The sequence below is a fragment of the Photobacterium sp. 2_MG-2023 genome (genome assembly GCF_030547675.1).
GTDB classification, from domain to species: domain Bacteria; phylum Pseudomonadota; class Gammaproteobacteria; order Enterobacterales; family Vibrionaceae; genus Photobacterium; species Photobacterium arenosum.
In genome coordinates this window covers 51,332-72,053 of record NZ_JAUOQQ010000015.1, presented here as the reverse complement: position 1 = coordinate 72,053, position 20,722 = coordinate 51,332, and the positions used below count along the sequence as shown (strand labels likewise).

At 47.0% G+C, this 20,722-nt stretch carries 16 protein-coding genes and 1 tRNA gene; 8 read left to right on the top strand and 9 right to left on the bottom strand.

Going from position 1 to position 20,722, the window contains the following annotated elements:
• The first annotated feature begins 372 nt into the window (after positions 1 to 372).
• From Q4491_RS13470 to Q4491_RS13455, 4 genes are all read left to right on the top strand, one after another.
• On the top strand, positions 373 to 987 hold the full coding sequence (locus Q4491_RS13470) for a DUF2760 domain-containing protein (RefSeq protein WP_218386015.1): 615 nt from the start codon (positions 373 to 375) through the stop codon (positions 985 to 987).
• A complete protein-coding gene (locus Q4491_RS13465; RefSeq protein WP_303458125.1) occupies positions 987 to 2,822 on the top strand; it encodes an Hsp70 family protein in 1,836 nt (611 codons plus the stop codon). Before Q4491_RS13470 ends, Q4491_RS13465 begins: the two co-directional genes overlap by 1 nt.
• 123 nt (positions 2,823 to 2,945) lie before the next feature.
• Positions 2,946 to 5,768 carry an Hsp70 family protein gene (locus Q4491_RS13460; RefSeq protein WP_303458123.1) on the top strand — a complete coding sequence of 941 codons (2,823 nt, stop codon included), beginning with the start codon at positions 2,946 to 2,948 and terminating at the stop codon, positions 5,766 to 5,768.
• Positions 5,769 to 5,884: 116 nt separating this feature from the next.
• Complete coding sequence (locus Q4491_RS13455) at positions 5,885 to 6,088, top strand: helix-turn-helix domain-containing protein (RefSeq protein ID WP_027252139.1); 204 nt, start codon at positions 5,885 to 5,887, stop codon at positions 6,086 to 6,088.
• 60 nt (positions 6,089 to 6,148) lie between these two features.
• Here the strand turns inward: Q4491_RS13455 and Q4491_RS13450 are convergent, their stop codons facing one another.
• Positions 6,149 to 6,454 (bottom strand): hypothetical protein, encoded by a 306-nt coding sequence (locus Q4491_RS13450; RefSeq protein ID WP_192016694.1) that lies wholly within the window; start codon positions 6,452 to 6,454, stop codon positions 6,149 to 6,151.
• A 553-nt stretch (positions 6,455 to 7,007) separates the two neighbouring features.
• Between Q4491_RS13450 and Q4491_RS13445 the strand changes: the two genes are divergently transcribed.
• From Q4491_RS13445 to Q4491_RS13435, 3 genes are all read left to right on the top strand, one after another.
• Positions 7,008 to 7,084 (top strand) — tRNA-Pro (locus Q4491_RS13445).
• A gap of 744 nt (positions 7,085 to 7,828) precedes the next feature.
• A complete protein-coding gene (locus Q4491_RS13440) occupies positions 7,829 to 9,310 on the top strand; it encodes a sodium:alanine symporter family protein (protein ID WP_303458120.1) in 1,482 nt (493 codons plus the stop codon).
• 570 nt (positions 9,311 to 9,880) lie between these two features.
• Complete coding sequence (locus tag Q4491_RS13435; RefSeq protein ID WP_303458195.1) at positions 9,881 to 12,364, top strand: glycosyl hydrolase family 18 protein; 2,484 nt, start codon at positions 9,881 to 9,883, stop codon at positions 12,362 to 12,364.
• Between the two features lie 218 nt (positions 12,365 to 12,582).
• Here the strand turns inward: Q4491_RS13435 and Q4491_RS13430 are convergent, their stop codons facing one another.
• On the bottom strand, positions 12,583 to 13,068 hold the full coding sequence (locus tag Q4491_RS13430; RefSeq protein ID WP_192016697.1) for an MAPEG family protein: 486 nt from the start codon (positions 13,066 to 13,068) through the stop codon (positions 12,583 to 12,585).
• A 331-nt stretch (positions 13,069 to 13,399) separates the two neighbouring features.
• Between Q4491_RS13430 and Q4491_RS13425 the strand changes: the two genes are divergently transcribed.
• Entirely contained in the window at positions 13,400 to 14,092 is a 693-nt protein-coding gene (locus Q4491_RS13425; RefSeq protein ID WP_218385948.1) for an alpha/beta hydrolase, read from the top strand.
• A gap of 342 nt (positions 14,093 to 14,434) precedes the next feature.
• On the opposite strand, the gene Q4491_RS13420 is transcribed toward Q4491_RS13425, so the two are convergent.
• From Q4491_RS13420 to Q4491_RS13390, 7 genes are all read right to left on the bottom strand, one after another.
• The gene (locus Q4491_RS13420) at positions 14,435 to 16,024 is read right to left on the bottom strand and encodes a peptide ABC transporter substrate-binding protein (RefSeq protein ID WP_303458193.1); all 1,590 of its coding nucleotides are present in this window, start codon (positions 16,022 to 16,024) and stop codon (positions 14,435 to 14,437) included.
• A gap of 202 nt (positions 16,025 to 16,226) precedes the next feature.
• On the bottom strand, positions 16,227 to 16,562 hold the full coding sequence (locus Q4491_RS13415) for a hypothetical protein (RefSeq protein ID WP_046221276.1): 336 nt from the start codon (positions 16,560 to 16,562) through the stop codon (positions 16,227 to 16,229).
• 127 nt (positions 16,563 to 16,689) lie between these two features.
• Positions 16,690 to 17,301: an HAD family phosphatase gene (locus Q4491_RS13410; RefSeq protein WP_192016799.1), complete on the bottom strand. Its 612-nt coding sequence runs from the start codon at positions 17,299 to 17,301 to the stop codon at positions 16,690 to 16,692.
• Positions 17,302 to 17,390: 89 nt separating this feature from the next.
• Positions 17,391 to 18,188: a transporter substrate-binding domain-containing protein gene (locus Q4491_RS13405; RefSeq protein ID WP_303458116.1), complete on the bottom strand. Its 798-nt coding sequence runs from the start codon at positions 18,186 to 18,188 to the stop codon at positions 17,391 to 17,393.
• A 280-nt stretch (positions 18,189 to 18,468) separates the two neighbouring features.
• A complete protein-coding gene (locus Q4491_RS13400; RefSeq protein WP_192016701.1) occupies positions 18,469 to 19,179 on the bottom strand; it encodes a helix-turn-helix transcriptional regulator in 711 nt (236 codons plus the stop codon).
• A gap of 474 nt (positions 19,180 to 19,653) precedes the next feature.
• The gene (locus tag Q4491_RS13395) at positions 19,654 to 20,064 is read right to left on the bottom strand and encodes an ester cyclase (RefSeq protein WP_192016702.1); all 411 of its coding nucleotides are present in this window, start codon (positions 20,062 to 20,064) and stop codon (positions 19,654 to 19,656) included.
• Positions 20,065 to 20,296: 232 nt separating this feature from the next.
• The gene (locus Q4491_RS13390) at positions 20,297 to 20,662 is read right to left on the bottom strand and encodes a hypothetical protein (protein WP_303458113.1); all 366 of its coding nucleotides are present in this window, start codon (positions 20,660 to 20,662) and stop codon (positions 20,297 to 20,299) included.
• Between the last annotated feature and the right edge of the window lie 60 nt (positions 20,663 to 20,722).

Here is a 20,722-nt window from a genome sequence, read left to right as displayed (position 1 = left end):
CAGCCTGCAACTCATAATGCGTTGCATTTTGCCTGTCTGATTTTCTGACACTTCTGTAAAGTTAATGCGAATTTCACACAGGCTCAAAAAATAGACTAAAAAGTAATGAAGGGCGGTAAACTCCAGCCTCATTCAGCGATTTTGAGCCTTACCACTGCCGCTCTTATCACAAGTGTATGTAACCTGTGACAGAAAAATGTCATATTGACTTGGTTGCAAAGTAACCTAAGAGACAGTTTCTCGCGAAACTAGCGCTAAAAATGGCGTGTTTACTGGCTATATTAGCAATATGTTGTGTTAATATTCGGGCCAAAATTTTTCAGCTTGTCACGGACAAAAGAGAAGATAAATATGGCTTTAGACTTTTCAAAAATGACGGTGGATTTATCCGCAATGCCAACCACTATTGATATGGCACATGGCGTACTGGCCGCTCTGGTTGTTATTCTTTTACTGCTATACGTGACAAAGAAAGGCAAACCGGTAGAAGTTGAGAAAGTCGTCGAGAAAGAAGTCCAGGTTGAAAAAATTGTCGAAGTCGAAAAACCGATCGAAAAGATTGTTGAAGTAGAGAAAATTGTTGAGGTGGAATCTAAACTCAAAACCGCAACGCCTGACGCTGCGCTTCAGCTCCTGTCTCTGCTGCAAAAAGAAGCACGTTTCATCGACTTTATGCAAGAAGATCTGAAAGGCTTTGCCGATGCCGAAATTGGCGCGGCAGCCCGGGTTATTCACGAAGGCGGTAAAAAAGTACTGGATGAATATTTCCGGTTTGCGCCAGTGCGCAGTGAAGAAGAAGAAACCCGCATCACCTTACCAGAAGGCTTTAATGCCTCTGAAGTCCGCCTGACAGGCAATGTGGTGGGTAATGCGCCTTTCACTGGCACCCTCATTCACCGCGGATGGAAAGTCACAGAAATTCATTTACCTAAAATGTCAGACGGACACGACCCTCGTATCCTGTCGGCAGCTGAGGTTGAGCTATAATGCAAGCACATCAAGAACATAAATACAGTGTGGGTATTGACCTTGGCACCACCCACTGCGTTCTGTCTTATGTTGATTTACAACAGGACGATGCACCGGTCACTGTGATGCCAATCGCCCAGCTGACCACTCCGGGCAATGTAGAAGACAAATCGCAATTGCCTTCTTTCATGTATCAGGCACACGAATCTGAGCTGGCACCAGGGGATACTACCCTGCCATGGGATGCTCAGCCGAATGCGATTGTGGGTGCGATGGCCCGCCATTTAGGGAGTAAAACCCCTATCCGTTTAATCGCCAGTGCCAAAAGCTGGTTGTGCCATGGCGGCATTAACCGTCGTGATGCCTTTCTGCCGCTGAATGCGCCAGAAGAAGTGACTAAAGTTTCTCCACTGGCTGCGACCCGCGCTTATTTGTCTCACCTGGCCAGAGCCTGGGATCACAAACACCCTGACGCATCACTGTTCGATCAGGATGTTACCATTACCGTACCGGCCTCCTTCGACCCCGCGGCTCGCGATTTAACGGCAGAAGCGGCGCGCGAAGTGGGCTTCAAACACCTGACGCTGTTAGAAGAGCCACAGGCAGCGGTATACAGCTGGATCAAGAATAACGATGACACCTGGCGTGATCAGGTCAGCGTGGGCGATGTCGTCCTGGTTGTTGATATCGGTGGTGGTACTACCGACCTCTCACTGGTCGCCGTGACGGAAGAAGACGGTAACCTGACGCTGAATCGTGTTGCTGTCGGTGATCATATTTTGCTGGGTGGCGATAACATGGATCTGGCGCTGGCTTACCGTCTGAAGGCCAAACTGGCGCAGGAAGGCAAGGCGCTGCAACCCTGGCAGATTCAAGCCATTACCCACGCTTGCCGTGATGCTAAAGAAGCCCTGCTGACAGACGATACTCTGCAGGCTGTTCCCATTGTGGTGCCAAGCCGGGGTTCCAAGCTGCTGGGTGGTACACTGCAGACTGAACTGACCCAAGAGGAAGTACAGCAAACACTGGTAGAAGGCTTCTTCCCACAAACAGGCATTGAAGAGCATCCGGTTGAAATGCAGCGCGGTGCTCTGACACAAATGGGACTGCCTTACGCACAAGATGCCGCTATTACCCGTCATATTGCCGGTTTTCTGAGTCGTCAATCCTCCGCCGTGGATGAACTTTTTGACAGCTTTGAGCAAATTCATGACGGCTTCATTCGTCCGACTGCAATTTTGTTCAACGGCGGCGTACTGAAATCCGCTCTGCTTTCTCAGCGCCTGACGTCCACCATCAATCAATGGCTGACCCAGGCCGGCAGCCCGGAAGCCAAACGCCTTCAGGGACTGGACTTGGATCTGGCTGTTGCTCACGGGGCTTCCTATTACGGCTCAGTGCGCCAGGGCAAAGGCGTTCGCATTCGCGGTGGTATTGCCAGCAGCTACTATGTGGGCATTGAAAGTGCCATGCCGGCCATTCCGGGTATGGAACCACCTGTAGAAGCACTTTGCGTAGCGCCTTTTGGTATGGAAGAAGGCAGTCATGCAGACGTATCAGGCAGAGAATTCGGCTTGATCATTGGTCAGCCCGTGACTTTCCGATTCTTCGGTTCAACGGTTCGCCGGGAAGATGCACCGGGTGTCCTGCTTGACTGGTGGCAACCAGAAGAGCTGGAAGAACTGCCAGCGATTCAAGTGACCCTACCGGTATCCGATGGTCGTTCTGCGGGCCAGATCGTTCCGGTTTCACTGGCGGCACGGGTGACAGAATTGGGCACCCTATGCCTGGAAGCCATTCCAACTGATGGCGGACAGAAATGGCAAGTAGAGTTTGACGTTCGGGAAAGTTAATGCTTTCTCAGATGATATTTCGACGGCGCATTCATTGCGCCGTTATTTTACCCAGCTTACCCAGTTTCAGCCACATGCTGGTTACACGGTAACATCTGAGTAAAAACAGGCACGGAGTCTTACATGTCTTCTCCCCGATATTTAGTGGGTATAGATTTAGGTACAACACATACCGTTGTCGCCTACTGCCCTGTTACTTCTGATCTTCAACATGAAGCTGTAAAGATTTTCGACATCGACCAGCTCATCGCCCCCGGTGAAGTGGCACGCAAACCCCTTTTACCCTCGTTCAGATACCATCCTACAAGCGGTGAAATAGCACCCGATCTGTGTGTTTTGCCCTGGGATAACAACCCCGTTAATGGCGACTTTCCAGAGGCGATCATAGGTGATTATGCCCGCGAATTAGGGGCCAAAGTTGAAGGCCGGCAAGTCACTAGTGCAAAAAGCTGGTTATCTCATACAGGCGTTGATCGCAATCAACCGATTCTGCCATGGGCAGCCAGTAGCGGTGTACAAAAAGTATCGCCGGTTATTGCCAGTGCCAGTTACCTGAACCATGTCCGTCAATGCTGGGACTACCACCATCCACAAGATAAACTTGCCCACCAGGATGTTGTTATCACCATACCCGCTTCTTTCGATGAAGGCGCCAGAGCGCTAACGATAGAAGCGGCCAAACTGGCCGGGCTAAGCCATATGGTTTTGCTCGAAGAACCACAGGCTGTGTGTTACGACTGGTATTCCCGTCACCACAATGAAGCGGAAACCCTGTTGCAAGATATACCGCTTTTAATGGTGTGCGACATTGGCGGCGGTACCACAGACCTCAGCCTGATTAAAGTCAGCTACCAGAATGAAAGGCTTAAGCTTGATCGCATCGGCGTAGGTGACCACCTGATGCTGGGTGGGGATAACCTGGATTTGGCACTGGCCCATCAGGCCGAGAATATCCTGCACACTGGTGGTAAACGGCTAAGCGCTGCTGGCCTGTCGAAGCTCATTCAGCAAACACGTCGTGCAAAGGAGCAACTGCTGGCAGAGAATGCGCCCGATCAGGTGAGTGTGACGCTGCTTGGCAGTGGCTCGAAACTGATCGGCGGCAGCCGCTCGGCGGAACTCACTCAGGCGCAAGTCAACCACATAGCCCTCGACGGATTTTTCCCTGTCAGTGCGTTTGATGAACATCCTGGCCAACGTCAAAGTGCCGTTGTGGAATTCGGTTTACCCTACGCTTCAGATCCGGCTATATCCAGACATCTGGCACACTTCATCAGTGAACATAGTGCCGCCTGCCATGAGGCTATGGGCTTAGCCGAAGACAACAGCGACACATCGATTAAGGCTATTCCCCCTGCAATTTTGCTCAATGGCGGCGTATTCAACAGCCCTGTTTTGTCCGAACGTATTCAGGATATTTTTGCCCATTGGAAAGGAGCAAGCGTCACCTGTCTGGACAATCCGCATCCCGACCTTGCTGTCGCATACGGCGCCGTCGCATATGCAAAAGCCAGACACGGCGCACAGCTGAAGATTGGAGGAGGATCAGCGCGCTCATTTTTCCTCGACCTGCATACACAATCCGCTCATTCTGGTATTTGCCTGTTACCGCGAGGCACTGAAGAAGGTGTTGAAGTGGCATTGTCAGACAGAAAATTCGCGCTGACATTAGGCGAACCGGTTCGTTTTGATCTGTATGCCTCTTCAGATGATACGCCGATCTCGGCCGGGGATATCCTTCCTCTGGATAAACCCCATATGACCTCGCTGCCCCCTTTTGTTATTACTCTGAACAGCGAGACTGACAGAGAATCACTGGCAGCAAACCAGAAAGACAGAGTTGATGTTACCCTGGCCTGTCAGCTCACTGAAGTGGGCACATTACAATTGGAATGCGTCAGTGTAGATATGCCAGATAAACGATGGCAAGTTGATTTTTCCGTACGAAAAGCAGCCTCTGTCGATAATAACCTTGTTGCAAGTGAAGACATGCCCCATCCAACCGCCTTGCAATCAGCCCGAATCGCCATTCAGAAAGCATATGGCGGCAGCAAAAAGCACGCAGATGAAAAACCGGTAAAAACACTCAGAAACGATCTGGAAAAGTATCTCGGAAAGCGTGAAGACTGGGAAATGCCCTCATTAAGAGCCTTAGCCGACACCTTGCTTGACAGCAAAAAACGGCGGCGGCGCTCCGCTGTGCATGAGCGAAACTGGCTGAAACTGACAGGTTACACGTTAAGACCCGGTTTTGGTGACCCGGTTGATGACTGGCGCATGAATCAAGTCTGGGCGCTGTATCAGCACAATCTGCAATTTCACCAGTCTGCTCAAAGCTGGAATGACTGGTGGATATTCTGGCGTCGTGTAGCAGGTGGTCTCAATCAGGCGCAGCAAGAAATCATTTACAAAGATATCGCCAAATACATTAATCCGAGCGCAACCCGCAATCCTAAATTAGCAAAAGAGATGCAAGAGCGAGGCTATGAGCAAATGGTGCGTTTAGCAGCTTCTCTTGAGCACATAGCATTTGAAAAGAAACTGCAACTGATCGAATTGTTATTCTCACGATTGCAAAAACCACAATTTGCTCAGGCGCATTGGTGGGCAATTGGCAGGATTGGCAGTCGCTTCCCGCTCTATGGAAGTCGGCATAACCTGTTAACGGCTCAGCATATCAGCTACTGCCTGCCAGAGTTATTAGATTCAGACTGGAAAGATGAACCTGATATTGCCCTTGCCGCCGTAATGATGTGCAGAAAAACAGGCGACAGAACACTGGATATTGATGATGAGTTACGACAAAAGGTAGTAGATAAACTACTGGCAAGCAAAGTGCCAGAGCGCTGGATCGAGATGGTCGCAGAGCATAAAGTGTTGACCCAGGAAGAAAACCAGCGTGTTTACGGCGATTCGCTTCCCATCGGCCTTATACTCCTGGAGTAAATATTCGCTTATTAAGCTTACGTTAGGGTATGACTGCTACTATACCGGGAATCAGAACTGCCGGTCAGTCATACCCAGCAGGCCTATAAAGGAATAACAAGCGAGTAGTTTTGGCTATGACACGTGAACAATTTAAAGTAATCTCAGAGCGAATTTTCAAATCCCAAAATCAACGTACTGCTGTTGAGGCTGTCGTCTTCGAAGGTTTATCAAGCTATGAAGCCGAGAAACGATATGGCGTACCGAAAGGGACTCTCTCACGGAATGTTCGCAAATATAAAAATGAAGTCGACTACATCACAACAGTCACTGAAGCATAATAAAAAAGGAGAGTATGACTCTCCTTTTTTATTATAAGTAGCAATCAGATAGACGTTAGGTTATTCCTCAGTCTGTGAGTCCATCAACTCTTCAGGGTGAACACCGTCTTTTTCCATCAACGCCAGAATCTCAATCATTCTTACCTGACGAGCTTCTTCTTTAAATTCGTTCAATACTGCTATCAAATCATTTATTTTCTGTAGCGGAATTCGCTTAATGACAGCACGCTGTCTGCCCGGTACTTCGTCGGCAAAGTCAATCAGTGCCTGACGATAGTCAGCTCTGGTCTCTTGCAGATGTTTCCCGTTTTCAACATTCTTTAGCATCGCACTTAGTGCTTTTTCCGCATCCGAAAAGTTAGCCATGAATTACCTCTAAACACTATTCTTATAAAGAGCACTTTCTTGCCATCGACTAACAGATTCATGACACTTGTTGTGCTATTTGAAATAGAGCAAAATTAATAAAATTAAACCAAGATCCCAAGATATCTCATAAGACCCGTATTCTGCCGAAAAACTAACGCTATGACTTCTGCTGCGCGTATGTGAGAAGAGTAGTACGCTCACTTAATTATAATAGAGAACTCTAACGAGGGTGTAAGAGTAGCAGCAGTAATTAAATAATACTCTCAGTCTTCGTTATTGTGAACATAATTTTTGTGTCCTTGACAATTCTCTGACCAAAAAATGATTTTAACGATCTCGGACTGGGATTCTCAACTGCCGCTACAGCACGTTTATTTTAGTGAATTTGCCAGATACCTGTGCGCTGTTGCACCAACACAAATACCCTTTCACCCTCAGAATCAGCCAGCAGCTAATCAATCGATGAAATAATAGCCTGTTTCTCAGCAATTTAGCTTTGCCAAAAGCAGTCAGTATTGGTAATATGCTCGTCAGTTAGCAAGCCTTTTGGCGGACATTAGCGCAGTTTGGTAGCGCACTACTCTGGGGGAGTAGGGGTCGCTGGTTCAAATCCAGTATGTCCGACCAAAAGGCTTTTTTGTTTCATTCTTCTCATCTTCTTTATTTGTTTCCCCTCGAATTTTTTTCAAAACTTTTTTTAGCAACAGTTGCTTCAGTCTATCATTGGCTCGATTCCCCAAGGAGCATGATATGGAACAGGCACCATATTGCAAAGAATGCGGACAACACGAAGAGTTCATTGTCATCGATGAACATCTGTTCGTTTGCATATGTGGCTACCAATTCAGCTGTATCTCAATCAGCGTGAAGAAAAGCACTATGACGTCTCCCTCCCCCTCTCCACCTTTCGATTATCAAGTCCATTAAACAGACGGCACCATCAGTGAAAACGACGGCCCTCAATCAGGTAAAAGCACGATCTCAATCGCAACATCACAGTGTTATAATTTGAAGAATAGCGTTAAATTTAGTTTAAAATTCCGTTAACAACAAATTAATCCCACTTTGGTTTTTCGCTTACAGCACAGACAACAAACACTAAATAAACAACTGTTTTTATTATGTAAAAAATTAATTTCAACGTAATAAATCTCATGTAACGTCGTATAAATCCATTAAAAACGTGATCTATATCCTGAGCCATTTGCGGGATTTTGTGCTACCTTCTCGCACGAAAATTAAGTCACTATTACACATTCGGGAACATCTCTTCATCTCGCTGCATAAGCCAGTGAGCTGAATCATTCCCTTCATTTAGGACAATGCTTGTTGTCCTGCTTCTTAGTCAATATGACATCACAGGATCATTCTATGGATGCAACGATTAACAATTGGCTCGCCATTCTCAACGAAAAATTAATGCTCATTATTGGCGACATTAACGGACTGCTATGGGGCCACCTTCTTGTATATCTGCTGGTTGCTGTAGGTATCTATTTTACTTTTCGCCTCGGGTTCATTCAGATTCGACAGTTTCGTCATGCCATCGGCGTCTTGAAAAAAGGCAAAGATGTAGAATCTGGTATTAGCTCTTATCAGGTATTTTGCACTTCAATGGCAGCACGTGTGGGGACCGGTAATATGGCTGGTGTCGCAGTCGCACTGACAGTCGGCGGACCCGGTGCCATTTTCTGGATGTGGGTGATGGCCCTGCTGGGAATGGCGACCGCTTTTGTGGAATCCACACTTGCTCAAGTCTATAAAGTGAAAGATGTAGACGGGCAATACCGCGGCGGCCCAGCCTATTACATGGAGCAGGGACTTGGTGCCCGCTGGATGGGCACACTGTTCTCAGTCTGTCTGATTATTGCTTTCGGACTAGTCTTCAATGCCGTTCAGGCAAACACCATTACCGCTGCGCTCAACCATTCTTTTGAGATCGACCGTAAGTATGTAGGGCTGGTTATTGTGGCGTGTTCTGCCTTCTTCATCATGGGCGGATTAAAATCCATCGCGCAAGCTTCTGCTCGTATCGTGCCGGTTATGGCGGTCGGCTATCTGGCTATCGCCTGTCTGATTGTCATCATGAACATGTCTGAACTGCCTGCCGCAATCTCGCTGATTGTTAAAAGTGCTTTCGGCTGGCAGGAAGCTGCAGCCGGCGGCGTGGCTTATACCATTGCGCAGGCAATGCAAAGCGGTATCGCTCGTGGTCTGTTCTCCAATGAAGCCGGTATGGGTTCAGCAGCCAATGTTGCTGCCAGCGCAACACCCAACCCTAACCACCCTGCATCGCAAGGCTTTGTACAGATGCTCGGGGTGTTTGCTGACACCATTGTCATTTGTACTGCCTCAGCCGCGATGATCATGCTGTCAGGTGTGATGGATCAGCCTGATGCTGCTTCTGGTATCGGTCTGCTGCAACAAGCACTGACGAACGAGCTGGGAAGCTGGACAACCTACTTTATGGCAGCCGCTATCATTCTGTTCTGCTTTACTTCCATTATTGCTAATTACAGTTACGCAGAAACAAATATCATGTTCCTGAACGGCAATACGAAGAAAGGCTTGTTCACATTCAGAATCATTGTGCTGGCTATGGTGTTGTTTGGCTCCATTGCCTCACTGCCTGTCGTATGGAACATGGCCGATGCTTCTATGGGCATGATGGCGCTGATCAACATTGCTGCACTGGTGCTGTTGTCTAATCTGGCTATCAAGGTGATCAAAGATTACGAAATACAAGTGAAAAACGGGCAAGTGCCAACATTTGACCGCCGTAAGTTCCCAGAACTTAGCAAGCTAGACGGTGCCTGGCATCCTAAATCTGATACGGCTAAAGAATCACGCTAAATCAGCAAGATAAGACCAATACAAACAAGCCAGTATCCTTCTGGCTTGTTTTCTTTTAATTGGTACATATTTCCTTGTTTAGACGTTCCTGATTAATAAGAGCGTTGCAAATCCACATGTCACACTGAAACGTTTTCCTCATAAGTTTCTCATAAGCACGTAAACTCCTCAGCCACATCGCCGTTCCTTCTTTATCAAAAAATTCATATCTCATTGATTATTAATGAGTATTGTTTGTATAGCAAACCGCACTCATAACCATCTTATTGCAGTAAACTTATTTTTATACATTTATAAAGTCAGTCGGAACCAAGGGGTTTTTCGTTTACAGATCATTATCACGTGCTAATTTCAGTTAAATACCCACCACAAATGCAAAAAAGATCACATTAATTAACATTTTTATCATTTATTTAACTTTCTTGCTTTGAGAAAAAAAGAAACTGTTCTATTTATTTATTAGCTATGACCGACATGTCATTTGCTCTTATTGATTATTTCAACTCAAGGAAGAAAGCAATGCTATTAAACAAGTTTAACTTGGTTGCACTCTCCGTTGCCGCTGCGACTATGTCCTGCAGTGTGCTCGCCGCACCGGGTACCCCTCAACTTGCATGGATGGAAACAGACTATGCCATCGTTGAAGTTGATCAGGCTGCAACCGCCTACAAAGATCTTGTCACAGTAAAAAATGCAGCAGATGTGCCAGTAGCCTGGCAACGTTATTCCGGCGAAACGGCTGACCACTGGAAAGTAAAGCTCAATGGCAACGTGGCATTTGAGGAAAGTATTAACCCGGCATCCAGTGGTGCTGGCTCTACGACCTTGTCCATCACTCAGGGTGGTCAATATGCGTTAACCGTCGAATTATGCAGTGGCTCTGGCGCTGAAGAAGCGTGTAGCAGCAGCCCTGCAACCAACATAGTGGTGGCAGATACAGACGGCAGCCATCTCGATCCACTCCCCATGAATGTCGATCCGAACAACGGCACCTACTCTACCCCTGCTGATACTGTTGTTGGTGCCTACTTTGTTGAGTGGGGCGTCTTTGGCCGTAAATTCACCGTCGACAAGATCCCAGCCCAAAACCTGACACACATCCTTTACGGCTTCATCCCTGTCTGTGGTCCGAATGAATCTCTGGGCGAGATCGAGAGCGGCAATAGTTTAGCGGCACTTAATCGCGCTTGTGCCGGCACACCTGATTTTGAAGTCGCGATTCACGATCCCTGGGCTGCTGTCCAAATGCCACAACCACAGTCTGGCCATACCTACAGCACCCCTTACAAAGGAAACTACGGCCAGTTGATGGCACTAAAACAACGCTACCCGGATTTAAAGGTCATCCCTTCGATTGGTGGCTGGACGCTGTCTGATCCTTTCTTCTCGTTTACCGATAAATCCAAACGTGATGTCTTTGTTGCCAGTGTGAAGAAGTTTCTGCAAACCTGGAAATTCTTTGATGGTGTCGACATTGACTGGGAGTTCCCAGGCGGAAAAGGTGCGAATACCACTCTGGGTGATCCGGTTAACGATGGCCCGGCATACGTAGCGCTGATGCGTGAACTGCGCACCATGCTGGATGGGCTGGAAGCCGAGACAGGTCGTCAGTTCGAACTGACTTCTGCAATTGGTGTTGGTTACGACAAGATTGATGTCGTTAACTACGCTGAGGCATCTCAGTACATGGACTACATCTTCAACATGAGTTACGACTTCTACGGCGGTTGGAGCAACGTAACAGGTCACCAGACAGCGCTGAACTGTGGCAGCCATCTGACAGCGGATCAATGTAACGGCACAGGTGTTGATGAAAACGGTGAGCCTCGCCAAGGTCCAGCTTACACCACTGCACATGGCGTCGAGCGTCTTCTTGCTCAGGGTGTACCTGCCAACAAACTGGTTGTGGGTGCAGCCATGTACGGTCGCGGCTGGACGGGTGTGACCCAAGCCAGCATGACAGATCCAAGCAACCCGATGACAGGTGTGGGTAATGGTGCTGTCGCCGGTTCCTGGGAAGCGGGTGTGATCGACTATAAAGATGTCGTTACCCGTTATGAAAATAAAGCTGGCGTCGTACTGGGTTATGACGAACAGGCGGAAGCACCATGGGCTTATGATCCGAGTAACGGCGATTTAGTCACCTACGACAGCCCACGCTCTATTATGGCCAAAGGTCAGTATGTGCGTGATCTGGGACTTGCCGGTCTGTTCGCATGGGAAATTGATGCTGACAATGGTGACATCCTGAATGCGATGCAAGAATCCCTGGCTGGCGCACCGGCAGGAAACCGTGCACCTGTTGCACGTGCAGGTTCTGATCAGCAAGTGAATACTGCAGCCACTGTGACTCTGAACGGTTCTTCATCAACAGACAGCGATGGTCAGATTGCCGGCTATCAGTGGGTACAGACCAGTGGACCGGCATTGACACTGAACGGTGCGAATACGGCTTCCGCAACCATTTCAGTGCCAGATGTCACGGTTGATACTCAATATGTCTTTACTCTGACTGTTACGGATAATGAAGGGGCGACAGCCACCGACAGCATCACAGTGACTGCGAAAGCGCCTGGTGCACAAAACACCGCGCCGGTTGCATCACTGACCGGCCCAGTTACAGCCAATGCAGATGATGTGATCACCCTGGATGCGTCACAGTCCACTGATGCCGATGGCGATACCCTGACGTACGACTGGACTGTACCTGCAGGTGTGAATGCCGTTATTAATGGTTCAAGCCTGAGCTTTACGGCCGGTAGCTACACGACTGATACAGCATTGTCTTTCAGTGTCAGTGTTTCTGACGGAACGGCTAGCGATGCGGCCTCTCTGACAGTGACCATTGCAAAAGACGAAAGCGGAACCGGTGGTGAGGGTGATTTCCCAGCCTATGTGGAAGGCACTGCGTACCAGGCCGGTGATCAAGTTTCCAACGGCGGCGTGAACTTTGAATGTAAACCATACCCTTATTCTGGTTGGTGTTCAGGTGCAGCCTGGGCCTATGAACCTGGAGTGGGCGTATACTGGCAGGATGCATGGACTCAGCTTTAATGGTTCATTACCGTGCTTAAAAAAGCATTAATCATTAAACTGCCCATCTGAAAAAGGCCACTCGTTCTCTTGCGAGTGGCCTTTTCATTTGAGTGACACACTGGGTTTCTTAGCTGACTGTAAGCTAGGAAACAGAGATCAAGCATGTCACAGCCTGCAAATAAATGGCCAGACGAAATACCATTTCATCTTTTACGAATGTTAGCGAACCCACACCTTTACTGCGCTGAGGTGAACAATCGGACAAGTGTATAGATCACCATTGCGATCACCGCCACTGAACTGACAGTCCATATCGTGGCCCGGACATCGTGTAACTGAGCCGTTGCATAGGCTATAAAATGTGCCGCTCGAGCCAGAACATACGCCCATATTAACACTTGAGCAAGCAGCAGCGGCGGATCCATTAACACGAATAGCAATCCGGCGATAAGAAACGCGGGTATACTTTCCAAATCATTCAGGTTCATACGCCGCGAGCGATCAACGTACTCATTCAGCGCCAATTGACCAGTTACCGGGGTCGGATTCAGCGGGCTTTTCTTCGCATCTTCCGGGCTACGAAAACCAGCACGCACTTTCATCATTCGGTAAACCGTCATCCACGGCTGCAGCAAGAGCTTCAGCAACATCAGTGACGCCGCAAGCACATAGGTAAAGAAAACTGGATTCTCCAAACTCAAAATGACACTTTCACTTGCCATACGCTTTTTCCTCCTGCCATAGGCAACAGCGTGATGCACAGCTGAATCATTTAGTTCTTTAGAATCGTAGCTGATGCTGCATCATACTGCCGTTCACCCGCACCGCACCTCAGGTATACCCCCATCGGGTGGGGTACCGGGAGGACAGCTTTTCCCACCGCATAGCCCTCTTTTGTCGCTGTGAGCGATTATGGCGACTTTCCATCCGGTCTACTAGAATCTTACGAAATATGCGCTTTAGGTATGCATTAACCGTATCAACGAGAAGGCTTATTTTATAGAGAATCGGCCTGTGTAGTGGCCTCATAAAATAGCCGCGGAGGCCGTTCTAATGTCTAGCAAGTTAAACATTCTTTTGGTTCATGGAGCCTGGGGGGATGCATCTCATTGGCGCCATGTTATCCCTGCTTTACACAACAAAGGGTATAATGTTCGTGCTGTGCAAAACCCACTCACTTCACTTCCTGATGATATCGAACGTACAAGTCATCTGGCTGCTTCGTTAGAAGGGCCAGTGCTGATGGTTGGCCACTCTTATGGAGGGATGGTTATTACTGGTGCGGGAAATGCGACTAATGTTGTCGGCTTAGTTTACATTGCGGCATTTGCGCCTAATGAAGGAGAAAACCCTGGTGGTTTATTTGGGCTGAGGGAGCCACCTCCCGGGGCCGCCATCATTCGCCCTGACGAGCAAGGTTTTTTGTGGTTAGATCCGAATCATTTTCATGAGAATTTCTGTCCAGACGTGGATGAAACAGAAGCGCTCGTTATGGCACTAAGTCAAAAACCAATTGCAGCTCGCTGTTTTGAAGATAAATCTGGCTCTCCTGCCTGGAAAGTTAAACCTAGCTGGTACCAGGTTTCAGCGCAGGATCGAATGATCCCACCAGAAACAGAGAAATGGTTTGCAGAACGGATTCAAGCGAAGAAAACGATCACTTTACAAGCTGGGCATGCCCCTATGGCTTCTCATCCAAATGACATAATCGAATTAATTGATGAAGCGGCACGCCAAGTTAGTTAATGTCATTATCATGCGACACCAGGCATAGTGGTCTTTTTAATTACACCGGTAAAAGTTGGTATGCACAAAAACACTGAATACTGTGATTTCAGTGTTTTTGTTTTTCAGTACCTGATTAAAACTGATCCATTACATGATCTTAAAGGGGCGATGTTGGCCATTTTTCACTTAAGACGGATCTACCCGACACAGTCGATTTTTGCAAATCTCTGGGTAACTGGAAATTCGGTTTAAACACACACTATCGTTTTGGTCACGAATTGCTGCCTGGTCAATATGGAGCAGGTTTATGATGAACGGCCTTTCATCGAAAAAAGCCTGTAAAAAAACAGGCTTTTCTGGTCATTTAGCTACAAAATACAGGTCCTTAGCGTAAATATTGCCCTTCGGATTATTGTCCGGAAACCCTTTCAGATGACTTTTTACCAGCCGTGTGTGGTTGTAATGGTAAATTGGCATGACAGGCGAATATTGATCGAGAATATGTTCTGCCTCGCGGTAAATACCATATCGTTTTGGCTCATCCGTAATATCAGCGGCCTGCTTAAGCAACGCATCAAATTCCTTGTTACAGAACCCGGTTTCGTTACTGACATGCCCGCAAGTGAAGCTGCTGAGAACAGAGGAGGGTTCTGCATAATCACCAAATGCATACGAGCGCGCAACGGCATAATCACCCGCCGCTTTTGCCGCCAGGTAAGCATTCCATTCCATGTTTTCCAGCTTTACGCTCACATCCAGAGACTTCCACATAGAGGCAATCGCCAGTGCCAGCTTTTTATGATTTTCACTGGTGTTGTAGGTCAGAGTGACATTCAACGGATGGCTCTTGCTGTAACCCGCCTTCGCCAGCAGCACTTTCGCTTCACCAATGCGCTCGTCATGAGCCTGCGACTTAAATGCCGGGGTGAAATTCTGATAGTTTGGAATGATATCGGGCACGACAGAGAAAGCCTCTGGCTCGCCCTGCCCCGTCACTTTTTGCACCAACACATCGCGGTCTATCGCCATACTCAGCGCACGGCGTACGTCAGCATTATCAAATGGAGGCTGCTGGGTATTAAAGGCATACACATAAGAGCCCAATAAACGCAGAGATTTAATCTCTTCCGGACTTTCCTTCAGCAATTTCTGATAATACTCAAGCTGAACACGGTTCGTCATATGCACTTCACCAGCCTGGTAGCGCATCAGCTCTGCGCTTTGTGACGACAACGCCAAATAGGTCACATCGTTAATGACCGTAGATGCATCATCCCTGTAATGCTGGTTACGTGTTACTTCGACCCTTTCGTTCGGCACCCATTCTTTCAGAACATAGGCACCATTTGAGACAAAATGATCGGCACGAGTCCATAAATCACCGTGTTGACTCACCACATGAGCCGGTACAGGAAAGAAGGTTTTGATGCTCATCAGGCTAAGGAAATACGGCGTCGGGCGGCTTAATGTCACCTGAAGCTGATGCAGGTTGAGCGCTTTCACTCCCAGCTCGGATGCCGGTTTTTCACCATTCAGTATTTCCTGGGCATAGGTAATGTTAGCGGTGACCAAATTGAATCCGGTATTGTTGCCTGTCGATTTATCAACCGCCCGACGCCACGCAAACACAAAATCCATGGCGGTCAATGGCTGACCATCAGACCATTTCAGGCCCTTACGCAAATTAAAAGTGTAGGTTTTTCCGTCGTCTGACACAGCCCAGCTTTCAGCTTGCCCAGCAGTGATTTCGCCCTGCAGATTTTCAATCAGCAGCCCTTCGAACAAGTCATTCACGATGACATCGCCCGGGCTGCCTGAACCAACAAACCCAGGATCTAATGTACTCGGCTCTGCGCCATTGGCTCGTACCAAGTGCTGCTCTTTGGCTAGAACAACCCCTTCAGGCACATTGGCGGCAATGGAATGTAGTGAAAATGCGGAAATGGCCAGCCCGATGCTGGCAGTGATAAATTTCTGATTCAATGCGAAATCCTTTTGTGGCATTACTATCTGGAACGAAATCTATACTAACAAGGAAATCAGTAAACGCTATGAGCAGCGTCAAGAAGACAAACTCAGTAACAATTTATGGAAAGACCCGCAGCGTATGCGGGTCTTGAATTAACGATTTGGGCAAATAAAAGAAAATCCGTTACTTGGGAATGTTGAAGTTTTTATCATTCATGCAGGTGAACGTATAAAAATCTGAGCGCTCATTAAAATGGCTGAATCCTCGTCCATGGCAATATGCACCGTTAATCTCATTCATAACTGTCAGCGTCTGCTGATTATTGACAGAAAAATAGCTGTCGTTTTCACACACTACGCGGATTTTTCCGTCATCACTCTGAGAAAACGCTTTCACTTTTGCACCGCATAAGGAATAGCTGACATCGACGAAATCATTGGCACGCTCATCGATTGATGCACTGCATCCTGCTAAAGCCAGACCAGATAATCCCACTACTAATGTTGTTAAGGCTTTCACAATCACCTCCTTACTTAATATTATATTTTGATTGTAGTGCGACCAGCATAAAAACGCATTAAAATCCTGCCACTAAATAAAAAATAAATCACATAGAATCATAAATTTAGTCAATCCTAATGTAGCGCTATCGCACTGGCGTTGCAGAGGTGAACTCTGCGATTACTCCATCGACAACAAGAAAACAGTCCATCCCTGCAGCTAATGCCGCCCGCCGTCCTAAATCGGTATCTTCAAAAACCACACACTGATGAGGTGCCAGCCCAATACGGTTAGCCGCTTCAAGGAAAGTATCGGGGTGAGGTTTATGGTTTAGGACATCGTCGGCAGTGACTAAGGCATCAAGTAAAGGCAAAATGTCGGTTATGGTCAGCAAGTTTTCTGCATTAACTTTGCGGCATCCGGTACCGACGGCCACTTTCTTTTGGTCTCGATACTGCAATAAAAGATTAACAGTGGCCGGAATGGTCTCTCCCTTTTGTTCCAGCGCTTCAAAAAAGCGCCATTTGGTATCAGCCACTTCCTGGATATCATGATCCGTCTGATATTTTTCATTCATCATTTGCGCGGTTTTGATTGTGGGTGATCCACCCAGACTCATAAGCCACTGCGGATCAAAGGGAATGTTGAACTGCTCGCAGGCATAGCGCCAGGCTGTTATATGGGCTGGCATTGAGTCTATCAGCGTGCCGTCCATGTCGAAAATTAATCCCTGATACCGTGACAAATCCATATCCACCTCCAAATCAGTACGTTTCACCATAGTGACGCAAGTGGTCAGTACAAATCCAGAGTGGATAACTTATATTCCGACACGGCTCAGACTGCTTACTCAATATCCATGACGGCCAGTCCCCATTTTTCGGCTATCCGGTCAAAAAATCCCTGCGTTTTCTTTAATTCTATCCATTGGTTAATGAAATTAATCCAGACTTGATCATCTCTTGGCATCAACATCGCTAAAGGTGTCGCCCGTCGCATCCCCTGAACGTTGGGAATGGTCAACTGTGGAAATCGGCTGATTAGCATTGCAGCCTCTATATTGGACGTCACAATGACATTGGCACGGTTTGCCAGTAACTCCTGATAAGATTTTCCGCTCTCAATGACCTGCTGCCTGGCCCTGGGAAAGAATTCTTTTACCATGGTTTCCTCAACAGCCCCCCGACGGGAAGCCACCGTTACCGATGAAGAGTTAAAATCGGCCCAATAGCGAAAGCGATTCTGGTTCGTTTTCTGCGTCACCGGCACAAACGCAAGGTAATAATAAGGCTGGCTGTAGCCGACTACCTTTGCCCTACTGATATTGAGCGCCGCACTGCCGGTCAAGTCGTATTTTTCCGTAACAATTCCGCTGACCAAGGCTTTCCAGTCCGTGGCCACGTATTCAACAGTCACACCGAGATCCTTGGCCAGCTCAGTCGTTATATCAATGTCGTATCCCTTGTAGAAATTTGTCGCAGGATCCCTCATGGTCATTGGCCCCCAGTCGCCGGTAGTTCCAACCCGGAGCACTCCCCTGTCCATGACTTTCTGTAATCGGCTCGATGCCGCATGAACCTGGCTGACACACACCAGAAACAGTGCTAAAGACAGCAGCAACCTAAAAGATAAGGTGAATCGCATCGGACACCTCCGGAAACAACAGAACACGCTTACTCAGCATTGAAATAAAGATAGCAGTGTCTGTGTGATCATTTTCATCTGAGGACAGAATAATTGTGTGTCAAAATTGAAAGTTTCTGTATTTTTTTGTGATTAACCAACAATGCCAATACGTTGTCTTATTTATGAGAAATTGTACGTAAAAAAACTGCATTGTTTCGCAATGCAGTAAACACAATGAAGGAATTCATACAGAAGTGTTTATATTTTCAGACACACTAATAAACACGCCAATAACAGGTTAATTGTGATTTAAGTTATGCTTCCTCATTCTGAATTCACCCGGTGAGCATCCCATGTGCTTTTTAAAAACACGGGAGAAATAAGACACATCCTTGAAGCCTGAAGAATTAGCGATCTGAGAAATTTTCTCGCGATCAGAGCTTAATAATCCACACGCCAGATCCAGCCGTTTCTTTATGATGTACTGTTTCAGCGTGACGCCCATAATGCTATGGAATAAACGAGAGAAATAGGTCGGTGAGTAATGGCAAGCACTCGCCAGTTCTTCCTCGCGCAGTGGAGAGCTCAGGTTTTCATCAATAATTTTCAGTGCTGGCCGGATTGAAAGCTCACGACTTTCGAAACCAGGCTCAGATTCATTTTCAATATTATGTGTATGCAGTCTGCTAAAACACTCCTCCAGCTCTTGCCTGCTGGCATTGGCAGCCAGCACATCTTCCCCACCGGCTCTTAATACATTAAGTGCCAGACTCCCATCCAGGTTATGGTATACGACAACAACCTTTGCGGCTGGGAAACGATTTTTCACTGCACGCAGCAGCTCAAATCCTTCCGATGTCGAATCAATCACTTCAAGAAAAATCAGCTCTTGCCCCGTCATTGATGACAATAACTCGTAAGGAGAAATCTCAATGACCTTGTGCGAAAGCTTCAAATTTTCTTTCGCTTCAACCTGCTTGTCATGATGACTGCTGCTAACCCAAATCACATATTCACCTTAAACTGCTAGTGTCATATTCCCATGCCCTTATGATCAAGTGCATGGATGGCGGTTGACACTCCTTGTCGATGAATAAAAATGTACTGATAAGAATTCGTATGAATATCAGGGCAAAAATGTATTTACTTATAATAATTAACGATCAATAAACTAAATAAATCCAGCCATCCATGTTTGTTTCAAATATAAGCAACAATGAATAAAAACTCTGCTACCTATAAGACTTCAATAAGTTGAACAAGTTCCAATGGCGATTTTGTGTGGTTTATTATTACTTAGGATTATATAGGTGCATTTTTTATCACAAAGAAATCTAACTTTTTGACATTCCATCTTTGTCGCAAAAAAAGTCTCTATGACAAAAATGTCTGACATAAAGGTGTATAAACATGGCCTTTTGACATCTAAAATACTGTTATTTCAGCCGTATGTTCTTCACTTTTATAGTATGAGCGACATCAATTACTTCACGGTACCCGATAACTGTTTATAGAGCTCAAAGCTGCTATCTTCCAGCCAGCACTCAACGATCAAGCCATCTTCTAGCCGGAACTGGATCATACCTGTCATTTGTATCGTCTGTTTTTTACCCGGTAAATTGAACCACCCGCCATGATATTGAGCCTGGCAGCGATATCTGACCACTGTCAGTGGCGGCTGGCTAATGACATCTGAGATCGAGAAAGCGACAGACTTAAATTTTTGCCGCCATAACAACAGATATGAAAGGTAGCTTTCATGAGACAGTGGGTGCCGGCGACCGCCCGGCAAGTGAAAAACAAAAGGATCAGAGACATACTCAGCGAGTCTGGAGCTACTCGCATTGGCCCAGATATCCAGGAACCAGGCATCAATCCAATCCTCCCTTGCCATGACAGATATCACCTCACTACTTCAGACACAAACAACCCCTGATACAAGAAAACAAGCCCATCTTCATTGCAAAGATGCAGCAACATTAACTTAACGCCAATTTATCCCAGGCCCTCATCAAATCCTATACCGGAATGTGAAACAAACAAATAACTTCGCTCAATGTCAAATTTATCAATTGCCTTGTATCTTATGAGCAATCATGGATATCTGATCTGCCATTTCTTGCGTTCTACATGGTATTAATCAGGCTAGTGTTTGTTGTCGTGGTATCGGCAGCATCGGATACAAATGGTTCGGCCTGCTTGAGATAGAAGCGAGCTTGCTCGTTGTTCCCAACCAGATAATAGTTATGCGCGATTGCGCCCAGCAACTCAATCAGGGCTGTTTTATCATGATATTTACTGGCCTGCCGCAACATAGACTGGAAAATCACTATGCTTGTTTCTGGCGTATTCGACGCCATGATTTGGGATAAATCAGGCCTTATCGTTTGTAGGGGCGTTGCGCAGAACGTATTACTGCTGGCTGCAAGCACAGTGCCGGAACCACATATCATAGACACAATAAACACAAACTGACGGATGAAAGACATCATAACCACTTGGCTCCCTATGCTGAATCAAAGCCATCATTACCATGTGTTATCACGCCATAC